Origin of the sequence: Spirabiliibacterium pneumoniae (assembly GCF_014884995.1) — a bacterium.
GTDB lineage: Bacteria > Pseudomonadota > Gammaproteobacteria > Enterobacterales > Pasteurellaceae > Spirabiliibacterium > Spirabiliibacterium pneumoniae.
Window position 1 is genome coordinate 46,251 of record NZ_JABMII010000012.1, and the last position, 22,811, is coordinate 69,061.

The 22,811-nt window shown below is 46.3% G+C and carries 19 protein-coding genes and 1 pseudogene; 8 read left to right on the plus strand and 12 right to left on the minus strand.

Annotation, left to right across the window (positions count from 1 at the left end; all coding sequences use genetic code 11):
• Positions 1–16: 16 nt before the first annotated feature.
• The 5 genes and pseudogenes from glpQ to HPC38_RS08480 form a co-directional block, all read right to left on the minus strand.
• Positions 17–1,108 carry a glycerophosphodiester phosphodiesterase gene (gene glpQ / locus HPC38_RS08460; protein WP_208120858.1) on the minus strand — a complete coding sequence of 364 codons (1,092 nt, stop codon included), beginning with the start codon at positions 1,106–1,108 and terminating at the stop codon, positions 17–19.
• 74 nt (positions 1,109–1,182) lie between these two features.
• Positions 1,183–2,640, minus strand: coding sequence for a glycerol-3-phosphate transporter (glpT, locus tag HPC38_RS08465; RefSeq protein WP_208120859.1), 1,458 nt, complete (start codon positions 2,638–2,640; stop codon positions 1,183–1,185).
• Positions 2,641–2,963: 323 nt separating this feature from the next.
• Positions 2,964–5,135: pseudogene (locus HPC38_RS08470) on the minus strand (Tex family protein); the annotation flags it as partial.
• 85 nt (positions 5,136–5,220) lie between these two features.
• On the minus strand, positions 5,221–5,802 hold the full coding sequence (gene nfuA, locus HPC38_RS08475; protein WP_208120861.1) for a Fe-S biogenesis protein NfuA: 582 nt from the start codon (positions 5,800–5,802) through the stop codon (positions 5,221–5,223).
• An 89-nt stretch (positions 5,803–5,891) separates the two neighbouring features.
• Entirely contained in the window at positions 5,892–6,602 is a 711-nt protein-coding gene (locus tag HPC38_RS08480; protein WP_208120862.1) for a phosphoribosyltransferase family protein, read from the minus strand.
• A 104-nt stretch (positions 6,603–6,706) separates the two neighbouring features.
• Between HPC38_RS08480 and HPC38_RS08485 the strand changes: the two genes are divergently transcribed.
• The 5 genes from HPC38_RS08485 to HPC38_RS08505 all read left to right on the plus strand — a co-directional run bounded on the left by HPC38_RS08485 (position 6,707) and on the right by HPC38_RS08505 (position 10,803).
• Positions 6,707–7,528 (plus strand): Cof-type HAD-IIB family hydrolase, encoded by an 822-nt coding sequence (locus tag HPC38_RS08485; RefSeq protein ID WP_408021847.1) that lies wholly within the window; start codon positions 6,707–6,709, stop codon positions 7,526–7,528.
• A 34-nt stretch (positions 7,529–7,562) separates the two neighbouring features.
• Positions 7,563–8,507 carry a type I pantothenate kinase gene (gene coaA, locus HPC38_RS08490; RefSeq protein WP_208120864.1) on the plus strand — a complete coding sequence of 315 codons (945 nt, stop codon included), beginning with the start codon at positions 7,563–7,565 and terminating at the stop codon, positions 8,505–8,507.
• Positions 8,508–8,590: 83 nt separating this feature from the next.
• Positions 8,591–9,229 carry an ABC transporter ATP-binding protein gene (locus HPC38_RS08495; protein ID WP_208120865.1) on the plus strand — a complete coding sequence of 213 codons (639 nt, stop codon included), beginning with the start codon at positions 8,591–8,593 and terminating at the stop codon, positions 9,227–9,229.
• Positions 9,226–10,002, plus strand: a complete 777-nt coding sequence (locus tag HPC38_RS08500; RefSeq protein ID WP_208120866.1) for an ABC transporter permease — start codon at positions 9,226–9,228, stop codon at positions 10,000–10,002. The genes HPC38_RS08495 and HPC38_RS08500 overlap by 4 nt, the downstream gene beginning before the upstream one ends.
• Before the next feature lie 87 nt (positions 10,003–10,089).
• On the plus strand, positions 10,090–10,803 hold the full coding sequence (locus tag HPC38_RS08505; RefSeq protein ID WP_208120867.1) for a DUF4198 domain-containing protein: 714 nt from the start codon (positions 10,090–10,092) through the stop codon (positions 10,801–10,803).
• 80 nt (positions 10,804–10,883) lie between these two features.
• On the opposite strand, the gene HPC38_RS08510 is transcribed toward HPC38_RS08505, so the two are convergent.
• The 7 genes from HPC38_RS08510 to HPC38_RS08540 all read right to left on the minus strand — a co-directional run bounded on the left by HPC38_RS08510 (position 10,884) and on the right by HPC38_RS08540 (position 17,585).
• On the minus strand, positions 10,884–11,996 hold the full coding sequence (locus tag HPC38_RS08510; RefSeq protein WP_208120868.1) for a transferrin-binding protein-like solute binding protein: 1,113 nt from the start codon (positions 11,994–11,996) through the stop codon (positions 10,884–10,886).
• 157 nt (positions 11,997–12,153) lie between these two features.
• On the minus strand, positions 12,154–12,753 hold the full coding sequence (locus HPC38_RS08515; protein ID WP_208120869.1) for a cytochrome c3 family protein: 600 nt from the start codon (positions 12,751–12,753) through the stop codon (positions 12,154–12,156).
• Positions 12,750–13,169, minus strand: coding sequence for a nitrate reductase cytochrome c-type subunit (locus HPC38_RS08520; protein ID WP_408021848.1), 420 nt, complete (start codon positions 13,167–13,169; stop codon positions 12,750–12,752). The genes HPC38_RS08515 and HPC38_RS08520 overlap by 4 nt, the downstream gene beginning before the upstream one ends.
• Positions 13,170–13,201: 32 nt before the next feature.
• Complete coding sequence (gene napH, locus HPC38_RS08525; protein WP_208120871.1) at positions 13,202–14,059, minus strand: quinol dehydrogenase ferredoxin subunit NapH; 858 nt, start codon at positions 14,057–14,059, stop codon at positions 13,202–13,204.
• Positions 14,059–14,811, minus strand: coding sequence for a ferredoxin-type protein NapG (gene napG / locus HPC38_RS08530; protein ID WP_208120872.1), 753 nt, complete (start codon positions 14,809–14,811; stop codon positions 14,059–14,061). Before napG ends, napH begins: the two co-directional genes overlap by 1 nt.
• A gap of 8 nt (positions 14,812–14,819) precedes the next feature.
• Complete coding sequence (napA, locus tag HPC38_RS08535; protein WP_208120873.1) at positions 14,820–17,297, minus strand: nitrate reductase catalytic subunit NapA; 2,478 nt, start codon at positions 17,295–17,297, stop codon at positions 14,820–14,822.
• Positions 17,298–17,585, minus strand: a complete 288-nt coding sequence (locus HPC38_RS08540; protein ID WP_208120874.1) for a chaperone NapD — start codon at positions 17,583–17,585, stop codon at positions 17,298–17,300.
• Positions 17,586–17,848: 263 nt separating this feature from the next.
• Between HPC38_RS08540 and HPC38_RS08545 the strand changes: the two genes are divergently transcribed.
• The 3 genes from HPC38_RS08545 to HPC38_RS08555 are packed head-to-tail and all read left to right on the plus strand — an operon-like array spanning position 17,849 to position 22,735.
• Entirely contained in the window at positions 17,849–18,418 is a 570-nt protein-coding gene (locus HPC38_RS08545) for a TetR/AcrR family transcriptional regulator (RefSeq protein WP_208120875.1), read from the plus strand.
• Between the two features lie 23 nt (positions 18,419–18,441).
• Positions 18,442–19,635 (plus strand): efflux RND transporter periplasmic adaptor subunit, encoded by a 1,194-nt coding sequence (locus HPC38_RS08550; protein ID WP_208120876.1) that lies wholly within the window; start codon positions 18,442–18,444, stop codon positions 19,633–19,635.
• 13 nt (positions 19,636–19,648) lie between these two features.
• Complete coding sequence (locus HPC38_RS08555) at positions 19,649–22,735, plus strand: efflux RND transporter permease subunit (protein ID WP_208120877.1); 3,087 nt, start codon at positions 19,649–19,651, stop codon at positions 22,733–22,735.
• Positions 22,736–22,811 lie beyond the last annotated feature (76 nt).

Genomic DNA, 22,811 nt, shown 5'->3' on the forward strand with positions numbered 1-22,811 from the left:
GTTGCGATCAATCAGGTTATTTATCTTTACCCAAGAATTTCACTGCGAGATCAGGGAAGTCGGTGAAAAGGCCTGTGGCGCCCGCTTTGTTAAACAGGGCATCATACATTTCATCGACATTGCTAAAGAAATCAGGCAATGCGTCTTTGCGCACGGTATATGGATGCAATTCCAGCTTGTTCGCAGCAACATCGGCAACCATTTCAGTGTATTGAATATTGCCTTTTTTCGATTTTTTATCATCGATCAACATATACCAACCTGGGCCTACGCCGTCGGCATATTTCGCCACTTCAGCCATCGCGCCTGGTTTGAACATCCAATCATAATTGTAGTTAACCCATTTGCCTTGGGCATTTTTCTCTTCGGTTTCATGCCAGTCGGTGTAAGCCACCAGTTGCACCAGTTTGATATCCATGCCCAATTTTGGCAACAATTCGGTTTTAATGCGTTTAAGTTCGTTGAAGTCAAAGGTTTGCAAATACACTGGGCTGTCTTTACTGGTGTAGCCATATTTTTTCAGCACGTTAAGCGTGGCTAGGGCAATGTCTTTGCCTTCTTGGTGATGCAGCCATGGGGCTTTAATTTCTGGATAAATACCAATTTTTTTGCCCGTGGATTTTTCTAACCCTTGAATAAATTCAAGCTCATCTTCAAAGGTGTGAATTTTAAAGTGCGATTTCCACATTGGGAAGCGGTCAGGATAAACCTGCACTTGTTTGCCCTTCTCGGTTTTGAAATTCTCTGTCATATTCAGCTGTTGAATTTCTGCCAAAGTGAAATCGGCGACATAATAACGCCCATCTTTACGATGACGTTTTGGGAATTTTTGCGCCACGTCGGTTAAGCCATCTAAAAAGTGGTCGTGAATCACCACGAGGCGATTATCCTTGGTCATTGCCAAATCCTGCTCAAGGTAATCAGCCTTTTGTCCAAAGGCCAGTGCTTTGGACTCCAATGTATGTTCAGGCAAATAACCGCTCGCCCCACGGTGAGCAATCACTAACTTATCTTGATTATTATGTTCAACCGCACTTTGTTGCCCTGCGCAGCCCATCAGTACAGAACTGCACAAAAGCGACATAGCTAATACATTAATTTTCTTCATATTTGCTCCTTTTGTCTTATTTTATGTATAAAAAAGGCGAAGGTTTATGTTTCCCCTCGCCTTTGGCTTAATGATTAGTTGCCGTAACGGTCACCTGCGGCAATACGTGCTTTATGTTTGCCTTCTTCAATCATAGTTAAGAGCAACAATAAGCAGGCAATAATAGCACCGCCGACCATGATGTAAAAGCCACCGTCCCAGCCATATTTATCTGCAGCCCAGCCGATGATAGCACTAGCGGCAACCGTACCACCTAAGTAACCAAACAAGCCAGTGAAACCTGCTGCCGTACCTGCGGCATTTTTCGGTGCTAATTCCAGCGCATGCAAGCCGATAAGCATAACTGGGCCGTAGATTAAAAAGCCGATCACAGTCATCATAATGAAGTCTGTTAATTGATATGGATTTTGATACCACGGCAATTCGGCGTATTTCGCCATTTCATCGGCTGGTGTTGCTGGATTGAGCCAGAACACGATAACCGCAACAGTCACCATAATCATAAATACAAGACCTGTTAAACCGCGTTTACCTTTAAACACCTTATCCGACATCCAACCACAAATCAGCGTGCCAGGAATCGCCGCAAATTCATAAATCGCATACGCTGACGCAGTGGCTTTAATGTTAAAGTGTTTAACTTCACCAAGGTAAACAGGTGACCATTTCAACACGCCATAACGGATGAGATAGACGAACACGTTGGCGATGGCGATGTACCACAACAGGCGGTTTTTCAACACATAGGTGATAAAAATTTCTTTCGCGGTGAGAGTATTTTCCGCGGTTTTCTCGTCGTAGTCTTCTGGGTAGTCATTTTTATACACTTCAATCGGTGGCAAACCACAGCTTTGTGGGCGGTCTTTCATTAAGAAGTAGATAACAACAGATGCCACCATAGCGGCGATACCAGGGTAATACAGCGCTTGTTGCCAAATATCACCGAAGGTGACTTTAGTCACTTCAGGGTGATTTGAAGCATAGATCATTGTTGCTAAACCAACTAGCAATGCAGGCACCATACCGCCTAGGTTATGTGCAGTATTCCAAATAGACACGATAGTCCCACGTTCAGTTTTAGACCACCAATGCACCATAGTACGCCCACATGGCGGCCAGCCCATGCCTTGGAACCAACCATTAATAAAGAGCATAATAAACATGATCAAAATGCCCGATGTCGCCCACGGCACCAAGCCCATAAGCGTCATACAAAGCCCTGAGAGCGCAAGCCCCACTGGCAAGAAAATTTTTGGATTGGAACGGTCAGAAATCGACGCCATTAAAAATTTAGACAAACCATAAGCCAACCCTGGCGCAATCCCGATCACACCCAGTTCGGTTTTGGTGTAAAGCCCCGCTTCAATCAACCCTTTTTGGGCTAAATCAAAATTACTCCGCACAAAATAGTAGGCCGCATAACCAAAGAAAATCCCCATAAACACTTGCCAGCGCAAGCGACGATAAGTTGGGTCAATTTGATCTTTTGGTAACAAAGGCTTGTCAGCACTCGGTTTTAGAAAACCTATCATAAGTCACCCCTTATTAATCATTGATATTATTAAATTTGGCACAATTCAAAGACAACTGTGTCTGAGGGCATAATATCACGTTTAATGGGGTTGTTAATTTTCGATTATGAAAATTGAGAACAATGTCACATTCCATTTAGAATTTTTTATTTTTTAATAAGATAAAATAATTTCTTCAATAGAATGTGACTAAAGTGCGGTCATTTTTTCCAGTTTTTCAAGGCATCAGCAAAGGCATTGCCCATTGTGCTGTGTGGCGCGGATTTCGCACGCAAGCCTTGCGCTTTTTTATCGGTGCGCACCGCACTTTGCCCTTTAGATTGCGCCTTGTCGTCAAGGCGGCAGGTCAGTGCTATGCGCTTGCGTGGCAAATCCACCTCAAGCACTTTCACTTTGACAATGTCCCCTGTTTTTACCACTTGATGCGGGTCTTCCACAAAACGGTCAGACAGCGCAGAAATATGCACTAAGCCGTCTTGATGCACGCCGATGTCCACAAACGCACCAAAATTGGTCACATTCGTCACCGTGCCTTCTAAGATCATGCCCACGCTCAGATCCTCTAACGTTTCAACGCCCTCTTTAAAAGTCGCGGTTTTAAATTCACCGCGCGGGTCGCGCCCAGGTTTTTCCAATTCTTGCAGAATATCTCGCACGGTTGGCAGCCCAAAGCGCGCATCAATAAACTGCGCTGGGTCTAACTTGCCCACCAGCGCCGCGTTGCCCATCAACGCATCAATGCGTTCACCGCTGGCGTGCAAAATTTTCTCCACCACAGGATAGGCTTCAGGGTGTACGCTAGAGGCATCGAGTGGATTAGAGCCGCCCGAGATACGTAAAAAGCCCGCGCACTGCTCGAAGGCCTTCGGGCCAAGGCGTTGCACCTGTTTCAATTGCTCACGGTTATCAAAACGCCCATTTTCGTCGCGATAATGGACGATATTTTGTGCCAAGGTCGAGCTTAAGCCTGCCACGCGCGTTAAAAGTGCGGTTGAGGCCGTGTTTAAATCCACGCCCACAGCGTTAACGCAGTCTTCCACCACCGCATCGAGCTTACGCGCCAGTTGGCTTTGATTAACATCGTGTTGATATTGCCCCACGCCGATGGCTTTCGGGTCAATTTTCACCAGTTCCGCGAGCGGATCTTGCAAGCGCCGAGCAATAGACACCGCCCCACGCAGAGAAACATCAAGCTCAGGGAACTCTTTCGCAGCCAGCTCAGAGGCAGAATAAACCGATGCGCCCGCTTCACTGACCACCACTTTTTGCGCTTGCCAATCTTTCGATTGAGACAACACGCCAGCGATAAAACGCTCTGTTTCACGCGAGGCAGTGCCGTTGCCGATGGCAATTAGCCCAACATTAAAGCGCTTGCCGAGCTGATAAATGCTTTGTGCAGCACGATCAATTTGCCCCGTATGTGGATAAATCGTCTCCGTTGCCAATAATTTCCCCGTACTATCCACAACAGCCACTTTCACTCCAGTACGCAAACCCGGGTCAAGCCCCATAGTGGTGTGCGCACCCGCAGGCGGTGCCATTAAAAGTGCGGTCAAGTTGCGCGCAAACACATCAATCGCCTCACCTTCGGCTTTTTCACGCAATGCCGCCATAAGCTCGGTTTCCAAATGCAATGACAGCTTAATTCGCCACGTCCAGCTAATCACTTGTGCGCGCCAGCTGTCAGTGGGTTGCTGATTAAGGCGCACATCGTAGTGCGCGCGAATAATGTCTTCACAGTAGCTTTGGCGTTTATCTTCGCGCTCTGGGTCGGCATCAAGACTCAATTGCAACACGCCTTCATTGCGCCCACGCAGCATTGCCAACGCGCGGTGTGAGGGCACTTTGGATAGCAGCTCGCGGTGATCGAAATAGTCTTGAAATTTCGCCCCTTCCGCCTCTTTGCCCGCCACCACTTGGGAAACCAAATAGGCATTTTTTTGTAAATACGACCGCACTTTTGCAATCAGTTGGGCATCTTCGGCAAAACGCTCCATCAAAATATAGCGCGCGCCATCAAGGGCGGCTTTGCTGTCTGTGACACCCTGTTCAGGGTTTAAATAATCTTGCGCCAGCGTTTCGGGCACCAAACTTGGATTCGCCCAAAGCGCATCAGCCAACGGTGCCAGCCCTGCTTCAATGGCAATTTGCCCTTTGGTGCGCCGTTTAGGTTTGTACGGCAGATAGAGATCTTCAAGTGCGGTTTTGCTTTCGCAGGTGGTGATCTGCTCGCGCAATTCGTCCGTCAATTTGCCTTGTTCGTCAATGGATTTCAAAATGGTTTGGCGACGCTCTTCAAGCTCACGCAGGTAACTCAAGCGAGTTTCAAAATGGCGCAGCTGGCTGTCATCAAGCCCACCGGTTGCCTCTTTGCGATAACGTGCGATAAACGGAATGGTGTTGCCCGCGTCGAAAAGCTCAATGGCAGCGAGAATTTGCGCTGGCTTAACGTTCAATTCGTGAGCAATCGTTTGGCTAATGTGTTGGTTTAACATGATCTTTAATGGGTTCGTTTAAAAGGGCTAACATAACAAAAAGTGCGGTGGTTTTAAACCCAACCGCACTTTTATCATATAAAAATCAATAGTAAGAGTGTTCGCCACGCTGGTGATCGGTGACATCACGCACGCCGTGCAACTCCCCTGCAAATTGCTCCAGCAATTGTTTTTCCACCCCTTCTTTTAAGGTGACATCCACCATTGAGCAGCCGTTACAGCCGCCGCCAAATTGCAAAATGGCGTAGCCGTCTTCGGTCAACTCAATTAACGTAATGCGCCCGCCGTGGCTGGCCAGTTGTGGGTTGATTTGAGTTTGAATCACATAATCGACCCGTTCAATAAGCGGCGCATCGTCGGCGACTTTTTTCATCTTGGCGTTTGGCGCTTTAAGCGTTAATTGTGACCCCATATCATCGGTGACGAAATCCAGCTCCGCATCTTCTAAAAACGGATAGCTCACCTCGTCAACAAAGGCAGAAAAGGTGTCGTATTTCAGCTCAGTGTCCGCACTTTCCACCGCATTGGGTGGGCAGTATGACACGCCACACTCGGCATTCGGGGTGCCAGGGTTGACGACAAAAATGCGGATATTGGTGCCGTCTTCTTGTTGATCGAGCAATTTGCGAAAGTGCGCTTGGGCGGCTTGAGAAATGGTAATGTACATAACTGTCCTTAATTGTTCGTGAATATCCGACTTAATTTGTCGGAATTTTGCCTGCTATCATACGCCTAAACCGCACTTTTTTCCAGCCTTCAATGGCGTTGGCTGCGACACAAACACCAAATGCTCACCTCCCGTGCGCCCGCGCGCTTAAGCACTCGGCATAGCTCATTGACCGTTGCCCCTGTAGTGACCACATCATCAACGAGTGCAATATGCTTGCCATCAAAGCGCTGGGTGGCTTGAAAAACATGACGAACATTTTCACGCCGCGCGCGTGCGCTCAGCCCTCGCTGCGGTGCAACGGCATAAACGCGCTCAAGCGCACGGAGATTCACGGGCAATTGGAGGTAGTGTGCTAGTTGGCGTGCGAGTAATTCTGCCTGATTATAGCCCCGTCGCTTATGGCGGCGGGTGTGCAAGGGCACGGGAATAATTTCATCGGGCATTGGCGTTTGATACAACCGCTGATGATGCTTAATCGCCAGCAATAACAAACGGGCTAAAGTGCGGTCGAGAGCGTAACCTTGCTGAAATTTAAACTGGTGAATCAAGCCGCTCAATGGGGGTTGAAAAGGGCTGACATGCACAAGATGATGCCAGCGTGGCGGGTGATGTAAACACTGCCCACAGTGCTGTTCATGGCGCGGTAAAATCTGCCCACAACGCCCGCAATAAGCCCATTGAGACAACGCACGATAACAGCGGCTACACACGCCAAACTGCGCAAGGTGCAACCGTTGATGGCATAATACACAGCGCGCACCTAACGCGTTAGCCAATAAAAAGTGGAAAGATTGCATGGCAATATCATGCCAAAATGTGCGCTTTACTACATTTTTCTCAACGCAATTATGCGATCAGGCGCGAAAAAATGGTAAGATGCTCGCTTTACTACACTTAATCAATGGACGCTATGCTTTCACCACAACAAATTAAGATCGTATTTTTTGATATTGATGAAACACTTTACGTTAAAAATAAGCACTATTTACCCGACACCGTGTTGCCCGCACTCACCAAACTCAAAGACAACGGCATCATTCCCGCCATTGCAACAGGCCGCGCGTTGTGTGCGCTGCCAGTAGACATTGATCAGCTGATCGCCGAGCTGCCGATCACGTTGTTTGTGAGCATCAATGGGCAATATAACTGTTATCAAGGCGAAACCATTGCCAGCTTCCCGCTTGCGCGAGACGACATTGAAGAGATGGTGGCGTTTTTCACCCGCCTGGGCATTGATTATGCTTTTGTCGGCCACGATGCCATTGCCGTCAACCGTCAAACCGACAAAGTTGACAACGCGCTGCGCCCTATTACGGCGCGTTATATCGTTGACCCGAACTACTATCAACAAAGTGCGGTTTACCAAATGCTGGCGTTTTATGATGAAAGTGATGATGACCTTGTGGCGCAATCACCGCTGCTACAAACTCGCCTTCGCACGGTGCGCTGGCATGAAGACGCAGTGGATGTGCTCAGCCGTGATGGCTCGAAAGCGCGCGGTATCAACGCAGTGCTTGCGCATTTCAACCTCTCCCCAGAAAATGCTGTGGCTTTCGGAGATGGGCTAAATGATTTGGAGATGATAAGTGCGGTCGGCTTTGGGGTGGCGATGGGCAATGCGCACAACGAACTCAAGGCAAAAGCGGACTATGTTTGTGGTGATATTGAGCAAGACGGCTTAAAAAATGCGCTTTTGCACTTAGGTTTAATTGATAACTCGTGATACTATGACGTTAGGTGAACGCAAAGGATACGTCATGAAAGCTGACCAAAAATACACACCCTTTATGGAATTTAACCGCCCACAGTGGGCGGCATTGCGTAAAAGTGTGCCCTTGACACTCACCGAGCAAGATCTTGAGCCGCTGCTGGGGTTTAACGAAGATCTGTCACTGGATGAAGTCAGCACCATTTATCTGCCGCTAACACGTTTGGTCAATTATTACATCGAAGAAAATCTGGCCCGCCAAGCGGTGCTCCACCGTTTTTTAGGCGTAAAACCACCCAAAGTGCCTTATATTATCAGCATTGCAGGCAGTGTGTCAGTGGGCAAAAGTACCAGCGCGCGGATTTTGCAATCGCTCTTAAGCCAGTGGCCGCAACCACGAAAAGTCGATTTAATCACCACCGACGGCTTTCTTTATCCGTTGGACTATTTGCAAAAAAATAATTTATTGCACAAAAAAGGCTTTCCTATTTCTTACGATACGCAGCGATTAATCCAGTTTATCTCGGATATAAAATCTGGCAAACGTGAGGTCAAAGCGCCGATCTATTCTCACCTGACGTACGACATCATCCCCAATCAGTTTAATGTGGTTGATCAGCCTGATATTTTGATTCTAGAAGGCTTAAACGTGTTGCAAACCAGCGCCCAGCACATCAAACACCCCGATCGCCTGTTTGTCTCCGATTTTGTCGATTTCTCGATCTTTGTCGATGCCAAAGAATCATTATTAAAAAGTTGGTATATCAAGCGTTTCCTCAATTTTCGCAAAGGCGCATTTAGTGACCCTAACTCCTACTTTAACCACTACTCCAAACTCTCAGAAGCTGAAGCGGTGGCCACCGCCAATCATATTTGGGATAACATCAACGGGCTTAACTTGCGAGAAAATATCCTGCCAAGCCGCGAACGGGCAAACCTGATTTTGGTGAAAGGCGCTAACCATAAAATCGCACAAGTGAAGTTACGCAAATAGCAAAGTGCGGTCAGACAGCCACTGCAATTTGAAATTTGCCTCAAGATTTGGCTTAATAGTAACAAATTTTATCAGGATATTTTATGGATGCACTTATTCGACTAGACAACGTCTGCTATTCGGCACAGACCTGCCTACGTTATCCCAACATCTGCATTGAACAAGGAAAAACAACGTTTTTGCAAGGGCCAAGCGGCGCAGGCAAGAGTACATTATTTAAGCTGCTTAACGCCACGCTCACGCCTTATAGCGGCACGATTTTCTATCAAGGGCAAGACATTGCCACCCTTGATACCATAACCTTGCGCCGTGAGATTTTGCTGGTCAATCAGCGGCTTTATCTTTTCGCGAGGTCCATTCGTGATAACTTTAACCTGTTTTATCACTATTTGGATAAAATTCCGCTCAGCGATGATGAAATCAAACCGTATCTCGCCCTCACACAAGCGCTGGATTTTGGGCTGGATAATGATTGCAGCCACCTTTCTGGCGGCGAGCAGCAGCGTGTTTTTCTCGCCATTGCCTTAAGCCTTAAACCTAAGCTGATCATGCTCGATGAACCCACATCAGCCCTTGACGAACGCCTTGCGAAGCGTGTCATGGGCGACATTTTAGCCTTTTGCCAGCAAGAAATCATCACGCCGCTGATCATTAGCCACGACGACAACATCGTACAGCACTTTGCGCAAAATATCATCGCCATTCACAAGGAGACAGCATGAACACCGTCAGCATGAATGTGATGAATTTCAGCCTGGTTTATATCTTGTTGCTGATTGTGCTTTATGTGATGAAAAAAAATCATATTCAGCAATCTAAGCTGCTGTTTGTTGCCAGCTTACGCATGACAGTACAATTGATCATTGCAGGCTGGGTGCTAACCTATATTTTCGGGCATGAAAATCCGCTGTTTACCATCGCCTATGTGGCAGCCATGATCGTCTTTGCCATTCATCGCGTGCTGTCGAAAAATCCGATGCTCAATCCGCGCTTTAAACTGGCAGTCATGCTATCGTTAAGCCTTTCGGGGCTATCTATTCTCGCCTTTTTTGTGTTAGTGGTCGCTAACCAAAGCGTGTTTAACCCGCAGTATGTCATTCCGCTCGGTGGCATGATGATGGGCAACGCCATGACCGCACTTAACCTTGGGCTGAAAACCTTTCGCGAAAGCCTGCGCAGTGAAAACGATAAAATAAGCACCTTGCTCAATTTTGGCGTAGCACCTGAAAAAATTCTGCTACCTTATGTCAATCAAGCGGTCGAAACCGCACTTTTACCCACCCTCAACTCCATGCTCGGCATGGGCATCATCGCGCTGCCAGGCATGATGACAGGACAAATTCTCTCCGGCACGCTGCCAAGCACCGCCGTGTTATATCAAATTGCGATTATGATCGCCATTTGCACCGTGGTCAGCTTGTCGCTGTTCGGCGCACTACATTTTGGGTATCGCTCATTGTATAACGAGCGCAATCAAATCAACTTGCCACGATAAAGTGCGGTCAACCGCACTTTATTTTTTGATAACGGTTCTCATTCGTGATAATATCCCTTAGCAATTTGTTCACAAGAGGATATTTCAATGAAACTCAAATCACTTTATGCCCTCGCCTTCGCAGGGCTTTTCGCCACCAGTGCCAACGCCCACAACCTATTTCCTGTGCAAACAGAACAAGGCTATGGTATTCAATTTTGGGCTGATGACCACTGGGAGTTGCCTGATTTTCAACAAGTGATCGGCGTGAGCGCCTACAACAACGACGGCAAACGTTTGAAAGTCGGCTTTGACTTCCAAAACGGCAACGTCAGCCTAAAAGACGAAAAAGCGCAAGTTGGCTTAATGACCGCAGAATACGACTACGGTTATTTCACCTTCACCGCAGACAAACATTTCCACAAACCACGCACTGAAGTGCAAGGCGTTATTTTCGACTCGCGCCACATCTACAAACTCGGCAAAAGCATCTTCACCTGGAATGACGCTTACAGCCAACCCGTTGGCTTGAAATTGGAAGTCACTCCACTGAGCAACCCCCTGACCTTAAAAGAAGGCGACAAACTGAAAGTGTTGGTTACCTACAACGGTCAGCCGTTCAACAATGTTGAATTTGAAGACCAAGCAGGCGATCTTGACGATGTGGTCATCAAAGACGGCGTAGCGGAATTGACACTGCGCAAAGCTCAAGACGGCTATCAAATCCTCGGCGCAACAGCAAAACTGCCATACCAATTGCAAGACGATAAAGCGCAAACCCTACAATTGACAGGCACACTTGCGTTTAAATCTGCAAAATAAACCTACAAAGTGCGGTTTTATCGCACTTTATGCCACAAAAAACCTCACTATTGCGTGAGGTTTTTGCGATCTGGGCGTGATTATTGTTGTTTAACGGCAAATGCACCCGTAATTTCTTTATCATTTACACGGCCTTCAAATTGACCTGCCGCTTCCTGTGCGCTGTCGCCATAAAAGCCACCGTCTACGTTCAAGCCTTCATGCGCAGTGAAGCGATTTCCGTGAATTTGACCTCGGAAGTTGGCCAGTTCATGCCCATCGCGATGAATAATGGCGCCTTCAACCGTTTTTTTACCAAAATTAGCTGACATATTTGCGCTGCCCTCTTGTAAGTCGCCACCCGCGAAGTATAGCGTATCACCGTGATAACTGATTTTGCCTTCAGATGGCATTTTCGCCTCGAGCGTGCTTTCACCCTGCGCGAAGAAGTTGCTCGTTTTCGCTTTTCTATCAATAACATAACCAAACACACTATGTTGATAATTTGTGCTGTAACGGCTATCGATGTTTTCATCATAACGTAGGTCATTATATCCAGGTACATCTGCATTTTCACCCAAGGTGAGATCCATTTGAGTACCATTGACATCTACAGCCATATAAGCAGGCGGATCATTACGGTCATCCAGCTTCTCATCAGCTTTTGCATCTTTGGCTTTTTCTTCGGCTTTATCAGATTCGGACTTTACCTTCTCTTTCGCTTCATCGGTTTTGTCTTTAGTATCTGATTGGATATCTTTAGCTTTTTCTTCGGCTTTATCAGATTCGGACTTTGCCTTCTCTTTCACTTCATCGGTTTTGTCTTTAGTATCTGATTGGATATCTTTAGCTTTTTCTTCGGCTTTATCAGATTCGGACTTTGCCTTCTCTTTCACTTCATCGGTTTTGTCTTTAGTATCTGATTGGATATCTTTAGCTTTTTCTTCGGCTTTATCAGATTCGGACTTTGCCTTCTCTTTCACTTCATCGGCTTTATCTTTAGTATCTGATTGGATATCTTTAGCTTTTTCTTCGGCTTTATCAGCTTGTGCTTTTACTTTATCTTTTAGTTCATTGGCCTTGCCGTTAGCCTTTTCTTTTACGCTTTGTTCGCTATTTTGGATGTTGTTACTCTGTCCATTATCACTACCACCACTTGAACAAGCGGTCATCATCAGTGAGCATAATAGCGTAGTTAATAACGTTTTTTTCATTTAATATCCTTGTTTGGGTAAAAAGTGCGCAAATTCTAATATACAAAAAGCGACAAATCAATATATTTTGAAAATTAAAATAATGAAACGTCATTACAAAATAATATAAAAAAGCCCAAATAAAAACTTGGGCTTTCGTGTCAATATAAAAGTGCGGTTAGTGAATGGCGGTGGCGTCTTGCACTTCGCTCATATCTGGCAATTGGTGGGCGATGCCTTTATGGCAGTCGATACAGCTATTGCCGTTTTCAATGGCTTTGCGGTGCATTTTCGCTGCCACCGATTTTTGTTGGCTGAAGTCCATGTTATCGAAGTTATGGCAATTACGGCATTCTTGAGATTGGTTCTCTTTCATGCGTTCCCATTCCCGTTCAGCCATGTGTAAGCGGCGAGCGTTGAATTTTTCAATGGTGTCGGTGTAACCCATGACATGCGCGTAAACTTCACGGCTAGCCTTCAATTTGCGGATAATTTTTGGCACAAATTGATGTGGCACATGGCAATCTGGGCAGGTGGCTTTCACGCCGCTGCGGTTTTGATAGTGTGCGGTGTGTAAATATTCGGGATAGACGTCATTGCTGTGGCAGCTGACACAAAATTCTTCCGTATTGGTCTGCTCAAGGCTGTAATTAAAGCCCACCCAAGACACCACGCCAGCGATAAAGCCGATAATCAAGAGGGTGCCGATGGCCAGCTTGCTTGGGGTTCTAAACCAGTGCCAAAAGCGTTTTAGGATATTGGGTTTCTTTGCCATCATTTGCTCCCATAGCCTGGTAGTGGTTTAAATTCATTTTCGACAATCGGATCCACTTCTGCTTGTGGCACATGACATTGCAAGCAGAAATAGCGACGTGGCGCAAGATTGCCGCTGACTTTGCCATCACGGCTGACAAAGTGCGTTGGGCTAATGCGTGGCGCACCCGTTGCGCGAGAAGCCTGCACACTGTGACAATTTAAGCACTGGTTATTATTTTTGGTCACCTGATAATTTTTTATACTATGCGGAATCATCGGAGGCTGATTCACATAGTTAAGCACCGCAGGCTCGGTTTCTTTTGGATTATTATGAAATGCAGGCGCGACATTTTCAGGTGAGCTTTGAATATCTTTCCCCACGGGTTCAACCGCACTTTGAGCTAATGCCACGCTCATGCAGCCAAACAATAATCCCATTATAAATCCTTTTTTAAACATCTTACTCACTCCTAACCTTTATTAAATCGTGTCGAAAAGGTAAAAACTGATTCAGCACAAACATCAACACAACGTCCGCAGCTGATACAATCTTTGCTTAATACTAATTGGCTCTCCTGCGCTTTCCCAAATAAGGGACTACGCAAAACGTGTGGCTCAGGGCAAACATTAAAGCAGTCCATGCAGCGATCGCAGCGCGCACGGTCAATCACTTTCACGCGAATGAGGCTTTTCGCGCCAATTACACCATAAGCCGCACCAATGGGGCATAAATGCCCACACCAGCCATGTTCAACTACCAATAAGTCAAATAAAAAAAGTGCCAAAAGCAACCATGTTGTTGCCCCAAAGCCATAAATTAACGCCCGCCCCAGTGCGGCAACAGGGTTGATCCACTCCCACAACAATGTGCCTGTTATTGCCGAGCCGAGTAAAATCATCACTAAAATGGCATAGCGCAAAGTGCGGTTGAGCTTGGCTGTTTGACGAATATTCAGTTTTCGCCTTAACCATGCCGCCACGTCGGTGATCACATTCACTGGGCAACACCACGCACAAAACACTTTACTGCCCACTAACGCATAAAAGGCAATCACAATCAAGCCACCGATCACCGCACTTAACACGGGCACATACCCTGTAGCGAAGCTTTCTGCCAGCATGAGCGGATCGGTTAATGGTACGGTGTCAAGCAAAAGGCTGCCGCTGTAATTGCCGCGCAAAATCCAAAATCCAAAGTACGGTCCGCTTAAAAACATGGCTAAAATCACAAGCTGACACGCTCTGCGCAGCAGCAAAAAACGGTTAGCACGCCAAAAGCCGAGCTTTTCTCGCGCCTCACGCCCAGCATGTTCAATGGCATTTGGCATTATTGCACCTCCGGCATACGCGTTGGCAGATCAATAATGTCTTGATTTAACAGCGAATGCCCTGCTTTTTCCTTTTCTTCCCAGCCCAGCCGATAGTGCTTGCCGAGCATACCTTTGGCTAATACCATTGGCAAAACTTTGATTGCCGCATCTTCTAGCACACACGCCTCTTCACATTTGCCGCAGCCCGTACACGCTTCGGAATGTACAGTGGGGATGAGCTTTGCGTGGCGATCACTGCGTGAATTGTGCTGATTTTCTAGCGTGATCGCTTTATCAATCAGCGGACACACGCGGTAACACACGTCGCAGCGCAAACCCTGCCAATTCAGGCAAGTTTCGTGATCTAATAACACCGACAGCCCCATGCGAGCGTCGTTAATGTTATCTTGAGTAGCATCCAGCGCACCACTTGGGCAGGCTTTCGCACAAGGAATATCCACACACATCTCACACGGCTTTTGGCGCGCAATAAAATATGGTGTGCCCGCTTCCAAAGGTGAGAGCAGGCCTGCAAGATGCAACATATCATAAGGGCAAGCCTGCACACACTGCCCACAGCGAATGCAGGCGCTGGCGAAATCTTTTTCATTTGCTAGGGCAAATGGCGGACGCAGCGCCACGCCTTCACGCGCAAGGCTTTGCTTTTGTTGCAAGGCAAGCAACAACCCAACGCCCGCAAGCCCACCTGCGGTGCGTACACCGTCTTTAAGCACACGGCGACGTTGTGGGTTATCGACTTGCTTTTTCATACCGCACTTTACGCCTTAACGACTTTCACTGCACATTTTTTATAGTCAGTCTCTTTTGAAATTGGATCGGTTGCGTCCAATGTCAATTTATTCGCAAGCTGACCAGCATCAAAGAAAGTGGTGTAAACCAATCCTTGCGGCACACGGTTACGCCCACGGGTATCGATAAAGCTAACCATTTCACCACGGCGCGAAATCACTTTCACTTTATCACCATGACGCATACCGCGTGCTTTCGCATCCAGTGGGTGCATATACACCAAATTATTCGGGAATGCACGGTGCAATTCAGGCACGCGACGCGTCATAGTGCCTGTATGCCAATGCTCCAGTACCCGACCAGTGGAAAGCCATAAATCATATTCTTCATCAGGCATTTCTGCAGGTGGCTCATACGGCACAGCCAAAATGATCGCACGGCCATCTGGTTTGCCATAAAAACGCACCCCTTCGCCCGCTTTCACATAAGGATCGTAACCCTCACGATAGCGCCATAATGTTTCTTTTTGATCCACAACAGGCCAACGCAAACCGCGCGCTTTGTGATACATATCAAATGGGGCAAGATCATGTCCGTGTCCACGTCCGAAGCTGGCATACTCTTCAAACAATCCTTTTTGAATATAGTAGCCAAAATACTCCGCTTCGTCGTTAAGGTAATCGCCGATTTCACTGTTTGGATATTTATCCACCTGCCCATTGGTGAATAAAACATCGTATAAGCGTTTACCACGGTATTCTGGCATTTGCGCCAGTAATTCTTCTTCCCACATTTCATCAGTGGTAAAATATTTAGAGAATTCAACAAGTTGCCATAAATCAGAGCGGGAATCCCCTGTTTTTGGCACGAGCTGATGCCAAAACTGAGTGCGGCGCTCCGCATTGCCGTAAGCCCCTTCTTTTTCCACCCACATCGAGGTTGGTAAAATCAAGTCTGCCGACAGCGCGCTAGCGGTTGGATAAGGGTCGGAGACAATAATAAAGTTCTCGGGATCACGCCAGCCTGGCAGGCGCTCTTGATTGATATTCGGCCCTGCTTGCATATTATTGTTACACATTACCCACAGCACATTCATTTTACGATCTTTGAGCATGCGGTCTTGCAAAATAGCATGGTATCCGACTTTATCTGAAATCGTGCCTTTTGGTAATTTCCAGATTTTCTCGGCAATATCGCGGTGTTTTTCGTTAGTTACCACCATATCCGCAGGCAATCGGTGTGCAAACGTGCCCACTTCACGGGCGGTACCACAAGCAGAAGGTTGACCCGTTAATGAAAACGGCCCACAGCCTGGTTTGGAAATTTTGCCCGTGAGCAAATGCACGTTATACATTAAGTGGTTGACCCATACGCCACGGGTGTGTTGGTTGAACCCCATGGTCCAAAATGAAATGATTTTTTTATCTGGATCAGCATACAATTTTGCCAACATTTCTAACTGATCTTTTGGCACGCCACTGATTTCATGGGCTTTATCTAACGTATATTCTGATACTAAGGCTTTATATTGCTCAAAATCGCTGTCGAGCATTTTGCCATTACCTGAATTTTGCGCTTTTTGCTCAAGAGGGTGATCATTACGCAAGCCATAACCGATGTCAGTTACCCCTTTTTTGAAATTCGTATGTTTGTTAACAAAATCCCAATCGATGGCATCATGCTCAATTAGATAATTGGCAATATAATTTAAAATGGCCAAGTCACTTTGTGGCTTAAACACGATACCGTGGTCGGCCAGTTCAAAGCAACGGTTTTCAAAAGTAGAAAGAGCGAACACTTTGCTGTCAGGATTTGAAATACGACGATCGGTGATGCGTGACCACAAAATAGGGTGCATTTCCGCCATATTTGAACCCCAAAGCACAAACGCATCTGCGTGTTCAATGTCATCATAACAGCCCATTGGTTCATCAATACCAAACGTACGCAAAAACGCTACCGCTGCCGATGCCATGCAGTGACGCGCATTCGGGTCAACATTATTTGAACGCAAGCCTGCTTTATAGAGTTTATTTAACGCATAACCTTCCCAAATGGTGGACTGCCCTGAGGTAAAACAGCCAACTGCATTGCGGCCGTTTTTAGCCATCGCGGCTTTAAATTTTTCCGCCATGGTTTTAAAGGCATCATCCCAACTGATCGGCGTAAATTCACCATTTTTGTCGTATTTGCCATTGGTCATGCGCAGCATTGGCTGAGTGAGGCGGTCTTTACCATACATAATTTTCGGCAAAAAATAGCCTTTAATGCAATTTAATCCGCGATTTACCTCAGCGTCTGGATCACCTTGTGATGCCACCACGCGCCCATTTTGCGTGCCCACTAACACACTACAACCTGTGCCACAAAAACGACAGACTGCTTTATCCCATTTAATGGATGAATCGGCCGCGGCCACATTCACAACAGGAATGCTTAGCCCCGCTGCCAATGTTGCCGCAGTAGCTGCATTGGCTTTCATAAATTCACGACGACTTAATTTCATCTATTCCCCCACCAGAGTATCCTGATCTTGTTGGTGATACACCAAAGAAAGCGCCAGCACGCCGTCGATATTGCGTGCCAACTCCATACGTTCTAATAAATCGGCTTGATTGTTTGACTCCATCACCACAACCAATTTGCCCTGTGCTTCATCGATCGCGCTGACATCGGTTAATGCCAACGCTAAAAGTGCGGTCTTCACTTGAGCCACATCTTGTGGGCGGCATTGCACCACCAATCCACACACATGCCATTCACTGGCACGCTCTTTTGAGACAGATTGACCCATTTCTTATCCTTACCGCGTATCGCTTTTAACTGTATCTTTGGTTGAAAATTATCCATGTTTTATGGTGTATAAATTAATGCCTATTAAGGGGTATTTATGACAAAAATTGACATCTACTTGATCTATGTCAAGCACTAAAAAGACAAAAGTGCGGTTTATAGACGGATTTCATCTGCTCACCGCTTGACGAATGAAAATTTACTTGCACTAGCGTTGATTATCAGTAAAATGAACGCTCATTCACCTCGTTGTATAGGGCGATTATGTATCATCAAGAAGGACAAACAGCACAGCAAATTCTCAATGCCACCGAAAAATTAATGGCAGAGAAAGGATTACACACGCTTTCCATGCAAAAAATAGCCAGTGCCGTCGGAATTTCCGTTGGCACAATCTATATTCATTTTAAAAATAAAGATGAATTATTGCGAGATTTAGCCAAATATTTATTCACCCGTATTAATCGGGCATTGAGTGAAAATTGTGATGCGCAAACCGCACTTTATGATCAATATCACCAAATGTGGTGGAATTTATGGCATTTTTGTCACGAACATGAATACGTATTGAAAAACATTTTTCAATATAAAAATATCCCGGGCTTTTCTGAACTCGTCAAAGAATGTAAAGTGCGTGAAGATCACTGGGATCGCTTTGTTAAAGCAGGCAAAAAACAAAAACAATTGTGCCATCTGCCTGCCGAAATTCTATTTTCATTAAGCCTAGAAAGTGCAATGAATTTAAGTTTTCGTCAAGTCTATTTTAATGAGCAATACGATAATGAATTATTAGAGCAAGTCATTAAACGCACTTGGCAAGCAATCAGTTTTTAATTATAGAATTATGGAGTTTTATTATGAACGACAATGATGCACAAAAACCGACACGGACCAAGCGTTTTGTGCTTAAATTGGTACTATTAATCGCATTATTCGTGATTATAGCGGTGATTGGCTTACAGTTTTTCAAAGCACATAAAAAAGCCGAATTTTTAGCCAATATGCCTGAGCCTGTCAATCCAGTGACGGTTATGCAGGTACAAACACAGCAGTGGACACCCGCAATTGAAGCCACAGGGATTGTTCGCCCAAATCAAGGCGCGATGTTAAGTGCACAAAGTGCGGGGACGATTAAAACTATTCTTGTGAATGCAGGGCAAAAAGTGAACGCAGGCGATTTATTAATCGAGCTTGACAGCGATGTAGAGAAAGCCAATCTCGCCTCACTGCAAGCCCAATTACCTGCCGCACAGGCTAATTTCCAGCGTTTTTCAACGTTACTGCAAAGCAACAGTGTGTCGAAAAGTGATTTTGATAAAGCGCAATCAAGCTACAAAACCTTACAAGCTAATATTGCCGCCGCCAAAGCCAGCCTTGCGCGCCGCCAAATTTATGCGCCGTTTGCGGGCACAGTTGGGATTATTCAAGTCAACGTCGGTGAATATGTTACCAATGGTAAGCCGATGGTGCGAGTGGAAGACATCAGCAAAAGCAAAATTGATTTCTCGCTTGGGCAAAATGATTTACAAAACCTTCATATCGGGCAAAAAGTAACCGTCACCACCGATGCTTACACAGGGGAAACTTTTGAGGCTAAAATTTCGGCAATTGAGCCGGCTGTGAATGCCAATAGTGGTTTAGTCCAGCTGCAAGCCAGCGTGGAAAACAGCCGCGGCAAGTTGCTATCGGGGATGTTCGCACGTTTGCGGGTGGCCTTAACCACCACGTATGACCAAGTTGTACTGCCGAAAGTAGCGATCACTTACAATATGTATGGCGAAACCGTGTATCGCCTGACCGCACTTTCAGATGAAGACAAAGCCAAATTACAACAACGCGAAGACATTGATAATATTTATCGTGTGGAGTTAGTGACTGTGCAAACCCTTGACCGTCACGGAATTTATGCGCACCTGAAATCTGGCGCGTTGCAATTCGGCGATAAAATTGTAACGGGTGGGCAGCAACGTTTAAGTAATGGCAGTTTGGTTGTAATTTCCGATCAAAAAGGTGTCGGTACCGAACAACCTGCACAAAGCTCAAGATTATAAAAGGTAGATAACGATGCGTTTTACAGATATTTTTATCCGCCGCCCAGTGTTGGCTGCTGCGATTAGTATGCTCATTATTATTCTTGGGCTGCAAGCCATTTCAAAACTCACCGTGCGTGAATACCCCGAAATGACCACCACGGTGATCAATGTAACAACCGTTTACCCTGGTGCGGATGCTAATCTTATTCAAGCCTTTGTCACCTCACAACTAGAAGAGGCGATCGCACAGGCAGACAATATCGATTACATCACTTCATCAAGCAAACAAAGCAGCTCACAAATTACGGTGAAAATGAAGCTCAACACCGATCCTAACGCTGCACTTGCCGATGTGCTTTCCAAAGTGAACTCCGTGCGCTCTGCCTTGCCCAAAGAAATCAATGACCCTGTGATCACGTCCTCAAGTGGCGGCTCGGGCATGATGTATATCAGCTTCACCTCCGATGTGTTGGACTCCAGCCAAGTGACGGATTATATTCAACGGGTGGTTAAACCGCAGTTTTTCACCATTCCTGGTGTGGCAAAAGTTGATATTTTCGGCGGCTCCCCTTATGCCATGCGCATTTGGCTCGATCCTGAAAAAATGGCGAATTTAAAACTTTCTGCACCACAGGTCATGCAAGCACTTTCCAGCAATAACGTACAAACCGCCGCTGGCAGCGCGAATGGCTGGTTTACAGTAATCAAAAATAAGGTGAACACCACCACAACAGACGTGCAACAACTCAAAGACTTAGTGGTGCATTCTGACGGTGATAATTTGATTCACCTAAGCGATATTGCCACCGTAGAGCTGACTAAAGAAAGCAATGACTTCCGTGCCGCTGCCAATGGTAAAGAGGCGGTGGTGCTATCGATTGAGCCATCTTCTAGCGCAAACCCGCTCACGGTGATCAAAAATATTTATCCCTTGTTTGACACCATTAAACACAATTTGCCACCGAGCATTGACGCTAAAATTTTATATGACAAAACCATCGCCATTAACAGCTCCATTGAAGAAGTAGTAAAAACCATTTTAGAAGCAACTGTGATCGTATTGGTGGTGATCACTATGTTCTTAGGCTCATTCCGTGCAATGATTGTGCCAGTTGTAACCATTCCTATCTCTTTGATTGGCGTGATTATGTTGCTACAAGCCTTTAATTTCTCAATTAACCTAATGACCTTACTGGCAATGATTCTTGCCATTGGTTTGGTGGTGGATGATGCCATCGTCGTCCTTGAAAACGTTGACCGCCACATCAAGCTCGGCGAAACGCCATTTCGCGCCGCCATCATCGGCACGCGTGAAATTGCCTTGCCTGTGATTTCCATGACCATTGCGCTCTGTGCGGTTTATTCCCCAATGGCGCTTATGGGCGGCATTACTGGTTCACTGTTTAAAGAATTTGCCCTCACTTTGGCAGGTGCCGTGTTTATCTCAGGCATTATTGCACTCACACTTTCCCCGATGATGTGTTCAAAATTGCTCAAAGCGCACACCAATCCAAGTTGGCTTGAGCGCCGTGTGGAAAGTTTCCTCACCCGCTTAACCAACGCATACAATGTGCTGTTAGGCGTAGTGATGTACAGTAGAAAGTGGATTTTAGGCTTCGCAATTCTTATTTTCGCCAGCTTGCCGTTACTATTTAGTCACTTATCAAGCGAACTCACGCCAAGTGAAGATAAAGGCGCCTTGCTCTCAATTGGGACTACATCAGCCGATCGCAATGTGGATTATGTGCAAAATGCCATGAAAAAATTCGAGGCGCTATTAAAAGAAATTCCTGAAGTACAATTCTCACAGGTTATTTCTGGTGTGCCAGCCTCCAACCAAGCGCTTGCCATTGCAACCTTAGTGGACTGGAGTGAGCGCAGTCGCAGCCAAGCCGAGATCATGAACGAGCTTAACGCCAAAGCAAAAAGTATTCCTGAAATTTCTGTCTCTGGCTTCCCATTCCCTGAAATCAATACTGGCGAGCAAGGTATGCCTGTATCTTTTGTCATTACTACACCGAATGATTATCGCGATCTTGCTGATGTCACCCAGCGCATTTGGGAAGAAGCGCAAAAGTCAGGGCAGTTTATCTTCTCGAATATCGATCTCAAATTTGACACTGCAGAAATGAGCATGACGATTGACCGTGACAAAGCCAACTCTTATGGCATCACCATGGCACAAATCAGCTCAACAGTGGGTAGCTTCCTCTCGAGTGCCACAGTAACACGGGTGGATTTGCAAGGGCGCGCCTACAAAATCATCTCAGGCATTGAGCGCAAAAAACGCTTAAATCCAGAATCAATGGATAATTTTTATCTCATCGCGAATGATGGAAGTGCGGTTCCACTCAGCACTCTTGTTACCCTTGAACTGAAAACACAACCACTGTCACTGCCACGCTTTAACCAGCTAAATTCCGCTGTTATCAGTGGTGTGCCGACAGGTTCGGTGGGCGACGCAGTAAAATGGTTCCAATCCACTGGCGCCGAAATGCTGCCACAGGGCTACACCTACGATTTCCGTGGTGAATCACGCCAATTTGTACAAGAAGGTAACGCTCTTGCCACCACCTTCGCCTTGGCGGTTATCATTATCTTCTTGGTGTTGGCAATTCAGTTTGAATCGATCCGCGATCCGTTGGTTATTATTGTTTCTGTGCCGCTTGCCATCTCTGGCGCATTACTCGGCTTGAATTTACTCGGCTTTTTCGGCGTGGCAGGGAGCACGCTGAATATCTACTCTGAAGTCGGGCTAATCACACTGGTTGGGCTGATTACCAAGCACGGGATCTTGATGTGTGAAGTCGCCAAAGAAGAGCAATTGCTACACGGCAAAAGTCGTATCGATGCCATTATGGAGGCTGCACGCATTCGTCTACGCCCAATTTTGATGACAACGGCTGCGATGATCGCAGGGCTTATCCCACTACTTTACGCGGCTGGCGCTGGCGCCGTCTCCCGCTTCAGTATTGGTGCAGTTATCATCGCAGGGCTGGCAATCGGTACTCTATTTACCTTATTTATTCTGCCTGTGATTTACAGTTTCATCGCCACCGAGCACAAACCACTGCCCGAATTTGATGAAACCCAACCACCACTGGAAGAACACCACTAAACAGAAAACCTGCCTTCATCAGGCAGGTCTTTTATCATCAAAGTGCGGTTAACCGCACTTTTTGTTATTTTAGTGC